We start from the raw sequence: 12614 nt of genomic DNA on the forward strand, positions 1-12614 counted from the left end.
TGCTTGAGTATTGTGCTTGTCCAAAAGGTCATAACGCCCCCATCCGCAACTGTGTGAGAGGTTGCCATGCAACTCGCCACAACACGGCGACTCGCCGATCAGCCTCAATCAATCGGAGTTCTCAGTTCGGCCGCAACAGGTTTGATTGAGTTTATTCGGCAGAAAGGCGGGGATGCAGACCGAATTCTTGGTCATGCGGGGCTCAATCCGGAGCATCTGCAGCATCCCACTTTGAGACTGGATCTTGATCAGTATTGTGCAGTTTTCGAAGAGGCCGCTCGCCAGACTCAAGATGGCAACTTTGGTTTGCGTTACGGCAACCAGTTCAAACCGGACAGCCTGGGTATGCTCGGATATGTCGGCATGTGTTCGGAAACCCTGGGAGACGCGTTGCGCAATGTAGTGAAGGTGTTTCCTATACATCAGCAAGGCAGTCTGCTGCGACTTGAGGTGGAGAGTGAGTGGTGTCGTCTCGATTACCAGGTTCAGTACGGCGCAATCTTTCGCAAGCGTCAGGACGCCGAACTTTCTCTGGGAATGTTCACCAACTTGATGCGTCACTCCATCGGGCAACGGTGGGCACCTGAGCGTGTTCATTTTGAACACCCCCAGCCAGAGGCCTGGCACGAGCACTGTAAAGCCTTCGATGCTCCGGTCTTCTTTGGTCAGCCGTGTAATTCACTGGTGTTCAGGAGGAGTGCCCTTGATAAAGTGATGCCCGGTCGTGATAGTCGGCTTTTAGCCATCGTCATGGAAAGCATGGACTTGCTGGCGCGGCAGGGGGGCGAAAGGCAGGGAGGGCATGGCATCATTAATGATGTTCAGGCGCAGATCCGAATTCAGTTCGCTAAGGGTGACCCTAGTCTTAATCAAGTGGCAGAACTACTGAAAACTACAAGTTGGAGCCTGCAACGTCGGCTTGGCGAGATAGGGTTAACCTTTTCTAGCCTGGTTGATAAGGTGCGCCAAGAACAAGCTCAGTACTATTTGACTCAGACAAGATTGCCAATTTCGGAACTCGCACTTCTCCTTGGATATTCAGAAGTCAGTGCTTTCTCACGAGCTTTCCGCCGATGGAACGGAGTGAGTCCGAATCAGTGGCGTAAGTCTGGCTCATAATCCGTATTGTCTAGTGACTATTTAATGCGCCAGGCTGCGCTTTTCAACGGGCTCTCTATGCTGTCGCCACTGCCGTGGACTAATGCCAAACCAGCGGCGGAACGCCCGGGAGAAGGCGCTAGCTTCGGAGTAGCCGAGCAAAGGAGCAAGCTCGGAGATCGGCAAATGATGTTGCAACAGATAATGCGTTGCCAGTTCACAACGGGTCTTGTCCACTATGACGGTAAAGGACACACCTTGATCGCGCAGACGACGCTGCAAAGAGCAACTACTCAACCCCATCTTTTCTGCAACAACTTCCATGACCGGCTCACCACTTAACAACTGGTTGCGTACCTGCACGATAGTGTCGTCCACGATATTGGGGAGCGTCTTTTCCTGAGTGTTCAACTGACGAATGGCGTCCTGCATAACGATTAGCAGCGTAGGATCGCTGGCTGGCATTCTGCGCCCCAGATTTAGCTTGGGAATGATCAGAGAATTGCATGGCTGCTCGAAATAGACCGGGGCATTGAACAGGCGGCAGTGTTCGTGCCAGGACTCGGGTCGTGGATGCTCGAAGTGCACCGCGCGAGGGGCCCACTGGCTGCCCAGCACATGCCGTATCAGGTTGTTTATGATCCCCAGGGACAGCTCTGCATCCTGGCGCTTGCTGAGAATGGCGCGGTGTCGCACTTGATAGTCAAACCGGTAACACTCGCCCTCGTCGACCAGGCATATGAGGCTATTTTGTTGATGGTAGGGAAAAGCGCGGGCTACATTGATCAATGCCTGCTCGACCGTAGGTGAACACAGCCCGATATAACCAAGAAGCCCCAAGGCCTGGGGTTGGAACTGGTGGCCATAGTAAAGGCCAAAGTTATCGCAGCGCGACTGATGGGCGGCCTCTTCAAAGACCTGACAGTAGTTCGCCAAGCCCAGGCTTTGGGTCGGATGTTGCAAGTCTTCCGGGTTGATGCCTGACATTCCCAGAATTCGGTCAGCATCTCCGCCATGCTCCTTGATGAACGTACAGAGACCCGTCGCTGCCGCTGCCAAAACGCCAGTGTTACGGTTGCCAACCGTTGATGCCAGTTGCCTGGACAGATCGGAGTCTTGAGCGAGGTATGAGCCCATCATGACCTTTCCTCATATGAACCGCGTTAATACGCGACTATCACACCAAAAGACAAAAACCGCTCAAGACCAAATATTTTGACTCTCAACCGTGCTGCACAATGGTATCCAACGGTGTCTGTACCCACCTTAGGTCAGTAGTGAGTTCTTTAGCAACTTCTACTCTCCCTCGTGAGTCTTCATCAAACGACGACCTGAGCGAGCTCATCCATTAAATATCGCCGGCACAAGTCAACACTTTGCTGCGCCCAGTCCGCACTGAGGCTACGCGCTTGCAGCGTGTCAGCGTGGGTGCCGGTCCAGGCCAGAACCTGGATTCGCCGCTGAATGATAAAGGTCGGAATCATGGCGATGTCGTGTGCACTCAAAAGCCTGACGGTCGCATAGCCGGCCAGCCAGTGTTCGATCCAGTCATTCAGCCGCTCGTGGTGCTCGTAAAAGCTCAGGGCTGCGGCCAGATCATGCATGTACCAGCCAAAACCGCAGTCGTCGAAATCGATCACATGCGTCTGCTCATGATCGACTAGCAGATTGGCCAGACGCAGATCGGCATGGATCAAACCGTACCGCTTATCGTCCTGACCATAGCTTGCCAACTCGCGATCCACGCGTTGCAACGCGCCCTCTATCAGGCCCAAATCGCGTCTGTCCAGATTGACCGCATCTCGCCAGTTTCCCCATTGTCCCTGAGGTCCGACCATGCTTTGGTGATCCCAGATAATTCGGCAAAAATCAGCTGGGCGCTGCCATTCCTGGCTGTGCTGATGCAACTTTGCGGTGATGGCGCCTAGCCGCTTGAAAGCACTCAGGTCGACATCTGCTGTGGGCTCGGCCCCATCAACCCAATTGAACAGCACCAGATTAAGGTCTTCGTCGACACTAACCTGAGCTTGCTGCACATAATGCCCATCAAGGCCAGCAACGGGGCGCGGGACTTGGATGCCTGACTCTTGCAGAGCATTCAGCCAGTTCAGCTCGCTCTCGATATCGGTCTTTCGGTGATAACCCAGCTTGTGCACGCGCAAGGCATATCGTTGCCCACCCGGCGTATCGACACGATAGGTGGCGTTCTCTGAATGACACAGTAACGTTACTTGCCCTTGCACACGGGGTGGATAGCAACGGGCGAGCGTGCGGACAGCCACATCGTGCAGGGTCTGAACGCCGATTTCTTCTTGTTTTGCCGTGCTCATAGGTCAGCTCCAGAGTGTTCTGATGAAAAGTCAGAATCAGGATGGAGAGACTGTTGTGGATGCGCTTGACCGCAGGATGAGTGAATTTGACTGCAGAGGACAATTACAGGCTCCCGGACTAAAAGTTGACCGCAGACCAGATAACGAATCTCCCCAGGTCAAGTCGTGCGAAGAAACCAGCGGCACTATCTCTGGCAAGCATCTGATACGCGGATGCCGCGCATCGCACTCTTTGCATGCCTAGGGAGGCACCATGCTGAAAACCAACGCTTTTTCGCAGGAAAACAGTCATACACTCTCGCCACGCAACCGAGAGATGATCGAGCGGCGGCGGCGTTTGCTCGGCCCAGGCTATCAACTGTTCTATCAGAACCCGCTGCACCTGGTTCGTGGTGAAGGTGTCTGGGTTTACGATGTCGAAGGGCAGCGCTACTTGGACGTCTATAACAACGTGCCGTCAGTCGGACATTGCCATCCGCATGTAGTCGATGCCTTGTGTCGTCAGGCTCGCCTCCTTAATACGCACACCCGTTACCTGCACGACAACGTGCTGGATTTCGCCGAAAAACTGCTGGGAACCATGCCTGGTGAACTGAGTCAGGCGATGTTCACCTGCACTGGCAGCGAGGCCAACGATTTGGCCGTGCGTATCGCCCGTGACTACACCGGCGGTACCGGTGTGATAGTTACGAACTACGCCTATCACGGACTGACCGCCAGTATTGCGGAACTGTCCTCCTCGCAGTTTCCGCAGATCGCAGCGAACCGTGATGCGCGCACGGTTGCGGCACCGATTCATAACCCGAAAAACCCCGAAGAAGTCGGCCGTCGATTTGCCGCCGACGTCCGTGCGGCCCTGGCCGATATGCGCCGGCACGGTATCAAACCAGCGGCCCTGCTACTGGATACATTCTTTACCAGTGACGGCGGATTCTTCGAGCCGCCAGGTTTCTTGCGCGAAGCCGTTGAGGCTGTGCGAGAGGTCGGTGGCCTGTATATCGCCGACGAAGTTCAGCCGGGCTTCGGGCGATCAGGTCGCCATATGTGGGGCTTTCAGTGTCATGACCTGATCCCGGACATCGTCACCCTTGGCAAGCCGATGGGCAACGGTCACCCAACGGCTGGCCTCACCATCAAGCCTGAAATCCTGCATCGTTTCGCCAGCGAGTCCGGCTACTTCAACACCTTTGCCGGCAATCCGGTTTCGTCCGCTGTCGGGCTGGCGGTATTGGAGGTGATCGAGCGGGAAAACCTCATCGCCAATGCCGGTGAGACCGGCAAGTTCATGCTCGATGGCCTCAAGAGCTTGGCCGCACGCCACACGGTCATCGGTGATGTTCGCGGCATGGGGCTGTACGCCGCTGTCGACTTCACGGCCCCGGACGGCACTCCTGATGCCTCGACCGCGGCAAAAGTGGTCAACGGTCTGCGAGAGGAAAAAGTGCTGATCGGCGCCGCCGGTCCACACGCCAATACCCTCAAGGTCCGGCCACCGTTGGTATTCCAGCGTGAGCACGCAGAGATTTTCCTCAACAGCCTGGAGCGAGTGATCGAGCGACTCTGACCGGCGCAGCGGAACTGCGCTCGACAATCACAATAACAATGTCACGGAGAAAAACATGATCTACGCAAAACCCGGAACACAAGATGCTGCTGTCAAACTCAAGCCACGGTACGCCAACTACATCGGTGGCGAATTCATTGCGCCGGTCAAAGGTATGTACTTCACCAACACCAGCCCGGTTGATGCCTCAGTAATCGGTGAATTCCCCCGCTCCAGTACCGAAGATATCGGACTGGCCCTGGATGCCGCCCATGCCGCCGCCGACGCCTGGGGCAAAACTTCGGTGCAAAAACGCGCGCTGGTGCTGCTGAAAATTGCCGACCGCATCGAAGCCAACCTCGAACTACTGGCCGTGGCCGAAACCTGGGACAACGGTAAGGCCATACGTGAAACCCTGAACGCCGACATCCCCCTAGCAGCCGACCACTTTCGTTACTACGCCGGGTGCATCCGTGCCCAGGAAGGCAGCGCTGCCGAGATCGACGAACACACCGCCGCCTATCACTTTCACGAGCCACTGGGCGTGGTCGGCCAGATAATCCCGTGGAACTTCCCGTTGTTGATGGCGGCCTGGAAACTCGCTCCGGCCCTGGCCGCCGGCAACTGTGTGATTTTGAAGCCAGCCGAACAGACGCCGCTGTCGATTACCCTGTTGATGGAGCTGATTGGCGATCTGCTGCCGCCGGGCGTGCTCAACGTAGTCCAAGGCTTTGGCCGCGAAGCCGGTGAGGCCCTGGCCACCAGCAAGCGTATCGCAAAGATTGCGTTCACTGGCTCCACCCCAGTGGGATCGCACATTCTCAAGTGCGCCGCAGAGAACATCATTCCGTCGACCGTGGAACTTGGCGGCAAGTCGCCGAACATTTTCTTCGAAGACATCATGAACGCCGAGCCCGCCTTTATCGAAAAAGCCGCCGAAGGTTTAGTGCTGGCCTTCTTCAACCAGGGTGAGGTGTGCTCCAGCCCATCCCGAGCGCTCGTGCAAGAGTCGATCTACGACGACTTCATGAAAGTGGTGATGAAAAAAGTCCTGTCGATAAAACGTGGCGACCCGCTGGACACCGACACCATGGTCGGCGCTCAGGCGTCCGAGCAGCAATTCGACAAAATTCTTTCGTACCTGGAAATCGCCAATGGCGAAGGTGCCGAACTGCTGACTGGTGGCAAGATCGAGAAACTCGAGGGCAGCCTGGCGACCGGGTATTACATCCAGCCGACCCTGCTCAAGGGCACCAACAAAATGCGTGTGTTCCAGGAAGAAATCTTTGGCCCGGTGGTGAGCATCACCACGTTCAAGGACGAAGCCGAAGCCCTGGCCATCGCCAACGACACCGAGTTCGGCCTCGGTGCCGGCCTGTGGACCCGCGACATCAACCGCGCCTACCGCGTGGGCCGGGCGATCAAGGCCGGTCGTGTCTGGACCAATTGCTACCACCTGTACCCGGCGCATGCCGCGTTCGGCGGTTACAAAAAGTCCGGCATTGGGCGTGAGACTCACAAGATGATGCTTGACCACTATCAGCAGACCAAAAACCTGCTGATCAGCTATGACATCAACCCAATGGGATTTTTCTAAGTACTGCCTTAGCCACTAACGAATCCGCCTCACGCCACCGTCCGGTTTCACGGCGGTCGTCATGAAGAAGAGGGCCTTGCTCATGTCCATTCAAAAAAACCACACAGTCAGCCTCGCGCACGGCGTCGGGACTGAAAGTGTCAATGCAGAATACTTCCAGAGTCGACAGTTGAAACAAGGCGCCGCAGGATGGGTGCTGCTTATCGGCCTCGGTGTGGCCTACGTAATCTCCGGGGACTTTGCAGGCTGGAACTTTGGCTTGGCCCAAGGCGGTTGGGGTGGAATGTTTCTCGCCACCTTGCTTATGGCCGCCATGTACATGTGCATGTGCTTCTCCATGGCGGAGCTGTCTTCGATGATTCCGACCGCAGGTGGTGGCTACGGTTTCGTCCGTACAGCCTTCGGACCTTGGGGTGGGTTCTTCGCCGGGGCTGCGATCCTCCTTGAGTACGCCATCGCTCCAGCAGCAATTGCCTGCTTCATCGGTGCCTACTGTGAATCACTGTTCGGCGTTGGCGGCTGGCCGGTCTATCTGGCGTTCTACACGGTGTTCATCGGTATCCATGTCCTCGGCGCAGGAGAGGCCTTGAAGCTGATGTTCGTCATTACGGCGGTGGCGGCCATTGCGCTTGGCCTGTTCATTGTGGCGATGATTCCACACTTTGAAGTCGCCAACCTTTTCGATATCCCGGTGACCGAAGCGAAGGGGGCCAGCAGCTTCCTGCCATTTGGTTATGTCGGAATCTGGGCCGCCATTCCCTACGCGATGTGGCTCTTCCTCGCCGTAGAGGGGGTAGCTCTGGCCGCTGAGGAAACCAAGAATCCAACACGCGACCTGCCACGAGGCTTGATCGGCGCCATGCTGGTGCTGCTCATCTTTGCCGCGCTCATTCTGACGGTAGGCCCGGGTGCTGCGGGTGCCAAGGCACTGTTGGATTCCGGAAACCCGCTGGTGGCGGCTCTGGAGGCGGTCTATGGTGGTTCGACCTGGATGAGCCAGTTCGTCAATCTGGTTGGCCTGGCCGGCCTGATTGCCAGTTTCTTCTCGGTGATCTATGCCTATTCGCGGCAGATCTTCGCGTTGTCGAGAGCGGGCTATCTGCCACGCAAACTGTCGGTTACCAACCGCAACAAGGCACCGGTCTACGCACTGGTAGTACCGGGGATCATCGGTTTCGGTCTGTCGCTGACGGGACAAGGTGACCTGCTGATCCTGGTAGCGGTGTTCGGCGCGACATTGTCTTACGTGCTGATGATGGCGGCGCATATTTCCCTGCGCATACGTCGCCCGGACATGCAGCGTCCGTATCGCACACCGGGTGGCATCGTCACCTCATCATTCGCCCTGGTACTGGCCGCGGTCGCCCTGGTCGCCGGCTTCCTGGTAGATCCGAAAGTGATGTTGGGTACGGCGGCAATCTACGCCCTGTTCATTGCCTACTTTGCGTTATACAGCCGCCACCATTTGGTGTCCGGCACTCCCGAGGAAGAGTTCGCAGCCATCCAGAAAACCGAAGAAACGCCTCTTTAGTGACCCCTATTGAAAGACCGGCCATGCAGCATCGAATAGTACGTGAGCTTTCTTTTACTACTGCTAGCCAGCTAACTGGAGCGCTGCTTGCAAACAGCCCACCATCGGTCGGCGGCATATTCAGTACCAGGGTGCGGGATTCGCGTCCGCTAACATCAAGGCAATGACAATGAGCGACGAACTGAAGAAGCCCCGCAATACCCCGATATCTCTGGGACTCAGTGGTTATGAAGTCGATGCCTTGGAAGATTATTTGCACTACAAGGCCTACGCGAATCGGGTAGCGGCAGGCGTAGCCGAGAAGGGATACCGCGGCGAGGCGCAAAATTTAGTCACGATTTACAGTCAAATCTTTGCCGATCGGCTTGTACGCGCAATCACAAATCTGGTCGGGGAGGGGGCGTTGGCCGATGCGATCGAGGCAGCGAATGCGGCCAGCGCTGAGTATCTGAACAGTTATGCTTTCGACGCGTGCGAGCGTGAACAGGCTTTGGGCATCGGCCAAAAGTCATAAGCATGAAATTAAATAGTGCGGTCAAGCAGACCGGTCGCAAGAAGCTGATCATGGCTGGGCAGTTCAGCCAAGACGCGTCGCGGTAAATCTGCCGGGCCGCCTTCCATACCGTTGAGAAGGAGGCCTTTCAACTTTTTTCCAACGAAGGGTCGAGATTGACCAGGGCGCTGGCCAGGTTCGCTTCAACGTCGTCCAGTGCGTGCTGATGTTCCTCTCCCCAGCGATAGAGCATTTCCACGGCTTCGGCAAAGGTTTTACCCAAGGGCGTGAGTTCGTATTCCACTTTGGGCGGCACGACGGTGTGAATGTGCCGCGTGACCAAGCCCCGGGCCTCCACGTCGCGCAATGTCTGTACCAGCATTTTCTTGGAAATACCGGGTAACGCCCTCTGTAATTGCCCGGTACGACAACGTCCGCCCGGCCAGCGATCAAGGGCGTGCAGCACGATGCTGACCCACTTCACAGCGAAGAGCCCCATGATCCGGCGGGGTGCGCAGTTGGCGTCAAACACCAGATGAATATCATCGATTTTCGGCATTTTATGGTTACCAATTGGTATCTATGTCCCTTTATAGTACCTAATTTCCATTCAGGAACTATGCCTATACAGTCCCCCATCGACTACGCACTTCAATTGAGAGGGACTTGTCATGCCTGCTGCCATTTGGGCTCTGGCCATTGCTACGTTCGGCATTGGTGTCACCGAGTTCGTCATCGTCGGTTTGTTACCCGGGATCGCTGCCGAGTTCAACCTTTCCATACCCGTTGCCGCCTATATGGCGACCAGTTATGCACTGGGGGTGTTTGTAGGGGCGCCACTGCTGATCATTCTGGGCGCGCGGTTGCCTCAGAAAACCATGCTGGTGTCGCTCATGGGATTCTTTATCGTGGGCAATTTATTGACGGCGCTCGCTCCGACGTTTGCTTGGGCCCTAACCGGTCGAGTCGTTACTTCGCTGACACACGGCGCTTTTATCGGCATCGGCTCGATCCTCGCTTCAGAGCTGGTGGCACCTAACCGCCGCACCAGTGCCATTGCCTTCATGTTCAGCGGTCTGACGCTGGCGAATCTGATCGGCACGCCGGCCGGCACCTGGCTGGGACAGATGGTGTCCTGGCGCGCGACCTTTCTGGCGATCACGGTGATCGGTGTCGTGGCGATGCTGGCGGTGGCGATGCTGGTACCGAAGGTCAAGCAGCATCAGGCTCCCAGTTTGCGCCACGAGTTTTCAGCCTTCATCGACGTGCATGTTTTGCTGGCGATGGGCATTACCGTGCTCGGCCCCGCCGCATTCTTCACAGCAATCACCTACATTTCGCCCATGATGACGGAGTTGACGGGCTACACCGATCACGGGGTGACCGGCATCCTCTTTTTGTTCGGTCTGGGGCTGTTCATCGGCAACTTGCTGGGCGGAAAACTGGCTGACCGCGCGCTGATGCCGTTGTTGTACGTGACCCTGGCGGGGCAGGCGCTGGTGCTGTTCGCGTTCTTCTTCGTCGTGGAAAGCCGCGTTGCATCAGCCTTGTGTGTATTCCTGATGGCCGGCTTCGGCTTTGCCAGTGTGTCGCCGATTCAGCGTCTTGTAATGGACAAGGCGCGTGCCGCCGGTGCGCCCAACCTGGCGGCATCCGTGAACATCGGGTTGTTTAATCTGGGCAACGCGATCGGCGCCTGGCTGGGCGGTTGGGTGATCGCCCAAGGCTTGGGTTATGCAGCGCCTAATTGGGTAGGCGGGATTCTGTCGACGAGTGCATTGCTACTGGCGTTGGCTTCTGGCTGGCTCACCGTTTCTCATCTTGCCAAGCGCAAGGGAGCCCTCGCGCATTCTGTGGGTTGAGCCAATATCCTCCATTGGCTGCTCATGGCCGATTCTGTTGAAAAAGTAGCTCCCCTGTCTGGCTTGCGGCAAAGTCTCTACATTGGCCAGCAGGGAAGTACGCAGCATGATGGGATAGTTATCGAGTGGGGCAAGAGCGACTGCTTTACTCGTTCAACCTTGAAAACCACATCCCTGCGAATCACCTTCTGTGCAGCATTGATCGATGTCTCTATCTGAGCGACTTGTTCCATTACCTCATCGATTTTTACAGCCCAATTGGGCGTCCTTCTTTTGACCCTGAGCTGATGATCCGCATGCTGGGCGTGGGCTATTGCTACGGTTCGTCAGTCCTAAAAGTTTCCCCCCTCAATATGGAAGACCTTCGGTTCGTCCGAAAAATATTCCTCCAGGCCTATCATGAACAGCCGATGGTCCTCACTCGCTTCGAAGCCCGGCGTGTGATCCTCAAGTGAAGCCCAGCGCACGATCAGGTTGAACATCTCTGGGCTTTCGATCCCTTGCGCGAGCAAGTGGCCGCCGTAACCTTTTGCGCGGGTGAGCAAAGGAGCGACCTCGGCAAATGCATGTCGGAACATATCAATCCGTTCTTTGTGAACGGGGAGCAGAGCGATTTCATAGATCATGATGTTCCTTAAAATTGACTTGAACGATTAAAAGTACGCACTTACGAGATGAGCGATGGCTCGACGGCAATCACGATTTTTCCTTGAATGCCGTTGTTGGGACTCTCCAGCCGGGCATGGGCGAGCCCAAGGTCTGCAAGCGAATAGACAGCGCCAACGTGTGGGCGCAGCTGACCGCGCTCTACCAGTGTGCTCAGTTCATCAAGCTTGCCGCGGTTTTGTCGGGTGAAAACGAAGTGATAACTCGCGTTCTTGCCCCACGCCTGAACGAGGTTTTGCGGATGGGCAATGTCCACAATCGAGACCACCCGGCCAAGTTGAGCGAGCACGTCGGGGCTGCGCGACAGTGTGTTGCCGCCGATGGTGTCGAACACCACATCCACGCCGTGGCCGCCGGTTTCCCGCAGGATGGCGTCGACGTAATCTTCCTTTTCGTAGTCGATGAGTACATCGGCCCCCATGCGGCGTGCGAACTCAAAGTTTGCTTCGCGCACGGTCGTGAAGACTCGCGCTCCAATGGATTTTGCTACCTGTATCGCTACATGACCTACGCCTCCCGCGCCGCCGTGGATCAGAATGCTTTCTCCCACTCTGAGCGCTGCACGCACGGTCAGCGCTTCCCACACCGTCCCGCCAACCAGGGTCAGACTTGCTGCCTCAAGATGGCTCAGTGATGGCGGCTTCTTCCCGATAATGCTTTCGGCCGCCACGTGGTACTCGGCATAACTGCCTGGCCCGTCGAAAATTTGCGGGGTGTACCAGACTTCGTCTCCTGGAACGAAGGTCGTCACGCCTGGCCCAACTTCTTCGACAACGCCGGATACGTCGTGTCCGGTAATGGCCGGCAGTGGCACCAGGTCGGAGTAATCTCCACGCCGAACCTGATAATCCAAGGGGTTGATGGAGGTTGCGTGCACCCGCACCAGGACTTGTCCCGCACCCGGCACCGGCTTGGGCACGTCGCAGAGTTCGAACGATTCCGGGCCGCCAAATGATCTAAGTATCATCGCTTTCATAGTAAATCCTCGCATCTATAAAAAGGAATATCGAGATATCTCGATATATTGCGGTAAAAAATTACAGATCTTTCCCGATGATCTCGGCAAGAGCACTGATGGTTGCTTCATTGCGCTTGTAGTAGGTCCACTGACCGATGCGCCTGACTTCGACCAGGCCCACTCGCTGCAACGTGGCCAGATAACTGGACACCGTTGACTGCGACAGTCCGATACCTTCTTGAATACTGCTGACGCAGACGCCGACCGTGAGAACGTCACCCTCATTCTGCGGAGGGAAGTTCTTTGCGGGGTCCTTCAAACCTTTCAAGATTTCAAGACGCGTAGGGTTTGAGAGGGCTTTGAATATTTCGATCAATTCCATAAGCTGATGATATCGAGATTTACCGATATGTCAATGCGAGAGATTAGAACAATCTTGGGCTTCGATTGCTGGCGCTTTCGTAGACTAGACCGAGTGTCTGCTTCTGGCCGATCGGTGCCTTTAAAAGAGGGCCGAGTGCTACTCATTGCGGCCA

Annotated in this window: 12 protein-coding genes and 1 pseudogene; 7 read left to right on the top strand and 6 right to left on the bottom strand. The window is 56.2% G+C overall.

Going from position 1 to position 12614, the window contains the following annotated elements:
• Positions 1-66 precede the first annotated feature (66 nt).
• Entirely contained in the window at positions 67-1119 is a 1053-nt protein-coding gene (locus K0F88_RS04600) for an AraC family transcriptional regulator (RefSeq protein WP_219094256.1), read from the top strand.
• Between the two features lie 21 nt (positions 1120-1140).
• On the opposite strand, the gene K0F88_RS04605 is transcribed toward K0F88_RS04600, so the two are convergent.
• Together K0F88_RS04605 and K0F88_RS04610 are read right to left on the bottom strand one after the other, a co-directional pair.
• Positions 1141-2235, bottom strand: a complete 1095-nt coding sequence (locus K0F88_RS04605) for an AraC family transcriptional regulator (protein ID WP_219094294.1) — start codon at positions 2233-2235, stop codon at positions 1141-1143.
• A gap of 182 nt (positions 2236-2417) precedes the next feature.
• Entirely contained in the window at positions 2418-3428 is a 1011-nt protein-coding gene (locus K0F88_RS04610; protein ID WP_219094258.1) for a phosphotransferase enzyme family protein, read from the bottom strand.
• A 253-nt stretch (positions 3429-3681) separates the two neighbouring features.
• Here K0F88_RS04610 and K0F88_RS04615 point away from each other — a divergent pair, with 253 nt between their 5' ends.
• From K0F88_RS04615 to K0F88_RS04630, 4 genes are all read left to right on the top strand, one after another.
• Positions 3682-4992 (top strand): aspartate aminotransferase family protein, encoded by a 1311-nt coding sequence (locus tag K0F88_RS04615; protein WP_219094260.1) that lies wholly within the window; start codon positions 3682-3684, stop codon positions 4990-4992.
• A gap of 55 nt (positions 4993-5047) precedes the next feature.
• The gene (locus K0F88_RS04620; protein WP_219094262.1) at positions 5048-6568 is read left to right on the top strand and encodes an aldehyde dehydrogenase family protein; all 1521 of its coding nucleotides are present in this window, start codon (positions 5048-5050) and stop codon (positions 6566-6568) included.
• A gap of 82 nt (positions 6569-6650) precedes the next feature.
• Positions 6651-8099 carry an ethanolamine permease gene (eat, locus tag K0F88_RS04625; RefSeq protein ID WP_219094264.1) on the top strand — a complete coding sequence of 483 codons (1449 nt, stop codon included), beginning with the start codon at positions 6651-6653 and terminating at the stop codon, positions 8097-8099.
• 169 nt (positions 8100-8268) lie between these two features.
• Entirely contained in the window at positions 8269-8613 is a 345-nt protein-coding gene (locus tag K0F88_RS04630) for a hypothetical protein (protein WP_219094266.1), read from the top strand.
• 127 nt (positions 8614-8740) lie between these two features.
• Here the strand turns inward: K0F88_RS04630 and K0F88_RS04635 are convergent, their stop codons facing one another.
• A complete protein-coding gene (locus K0F88_RS04635; RefSeq protein WP_219094268.1) occupies positions 8741-9151 on the bottom strand; it encodes a helix-turn-helix domain-containing protein in 411 nt (136 codons plus the stop codon).
• A 112-nt stretch (positions 9152-9263) separates the two neighbouring features.
• Here K0F88_RS04635 and K0F88_RS04640 point away from each other — a divergent pair, with 112 nt between their 5' ends.
• A complete protein-coding gene (locus K0F88_RS04640) occupies positions 9264-10454 on the top strand; it encodes an MFS transporter (protein ID WP_219094270.1) in 1191 nt (396 codons plus the stop codon).
• A gap of 125 nt (positions 10455-10579) precedes the next feature.
• Positions 10580-10777, top strand: a pseudogene (locus K0F88_RS04645) (IS5/IS1182 family transposase); the annotation flags it as partial.
• A gap of 9 nt (positions 10778-10786) precedes the next feature.
• Here K0F88_RS04645 and K0F88_RS04650 read toward each other — a convergent pair.
• The 3 genes from K0F88_RS04650 to K0F88_RS04660 all read right to left on the bottom strand — a co-directional run bounded on the left by K0F88_RS04650 (position 10787) and on the right by K0F88_RS04660 (position 12460).
• A complete protein-coding gene (locus K0F88_RS04650; protein WP_219094271.1) occupies positions 10787-11080 on the bottom strand; it encodes an antibiotic biosynthesis monooxygenase in 294 nt (97 codons plus the stop codon).
• A gap of 41 nt (positions 11081-11121) precedes the next feature.
• Complete coding sequence (locus K0F88_RS04655) at positions 11122-12096, bottom strand: zinc-dependent alcohol dehydrogenase family protein (RefSeq protein ID WP_219094272.1); 975 nt, start codon at positions 12094-12096, stop codon at positions 11122-11124.
• A 61-nt stretch (positions 12097-12157) separates the two neighbouring features.
• Positions 12158-12460, bottom strand: a complete 303-nt coding sequence (locus K0F88_RS04660; protein ID WP_219094273.1) for a helix-turn-helix transcriptional regulator — start codon at positions 12458-12460, stop codon at positions 12158-12160.
• Positions 12461-12614 lie beyond the last annotated feature (154 nt).

This window comes from Pseudomonas sp. UMAB-40 (genome assembly GCF_900095275.1).
Classification (GTDB): Bacteria; Pseudomonadota; Gammaproteobacteria; order Pseudomonadales; family Pseudomonadaceae; genus Aquipseudomonas; species Aquipseudomonas mandelii_B.

Bases quoted from the DNA above. Each gene is read 5' to 3' on its own strand.
- K0F88_RS04600 (WP_219094256.1), top strand. From the start codon at position 67: ATGCAACTCGCCACAACACGGCGACTCGCCGATCAGCCTCAATCAATC.
- K0F88_RS04605 (WP_219094294.1), bottom strand. From the start codon at position 2,235: ATGGGCTCATACCTCGCTCAAGACTCCGATCTGTCCAGGCAACTGGCA.
- K0F88_RS04610 (WP_219094258.1), bottom strand. From the start codon at position 3,428: ATGAGCACGGCAAAACAAGAAGAAATCGGCGTTCAGACCCTGCACGAT.
- K0F88_RS04615 (WP_219094260.1), top strand. From the start codon at position 3,682: ATGCTGAAAACCAACGCTTTTTCGCAGGAAAACAGTCATACACTCTCG.
- K0F88_RS04620 (WP_219094262.1), top strand. From the start codon at position 5,048: ATGATCTACGCAAAACCCGGAACACAAGATGCTGCTGTCAAACTCAAG.
- eat (WP_219094264.1), top strand. From the start codon at position 6,651: ATGTCCATTCAAAAAAACCACACAGTCAGCCTCGCGCACGGCGTCGGG.
- K0F88_RS04630 (WP_219094266.1), top strand. From the start codon at position 8,269: ATGAGCGACGAACTGAAGAAGCCCCGCAATACCCCGATATCTCTGGGA.
- K0F88_RS04635 (WP_219094268.1), bottom strand. From the start codon at position 9,151: ATGCCGAAAATCGATGATATTCATCTGGTGTTTGACGCCAACTGCGCA.
- K0F88_RS04640 (WP_219094270.1), top strand. From the start codon at position 9,264: ATGCCTGCTGCCATTTGGGCTCTGGCCATTGCTACGTTCGGCATTGGT.
- K0F88_RS04650 (WP_219094271.1), bottom strand. From the start codon at position 11,080: ATGATCTATGAAATCGCTCTGCTCCCCGTTCACAAAGAACGGATTGAT.
- K0F88_RS04655 (WP_219094272.1), bottom strand. From the start codon at position 12,096: ATGAAAGCGATGATACTTAGATCATTTGGCGGCCCGGAATCGTTCGAA.
- K0F88_RS04660 (WP_219094273.1), bottom strand. From the start codon at position 12,460: ATGGAATTGATCGAAATATTCAAAGCCCTCTCAAACCCTACGCGTCTT.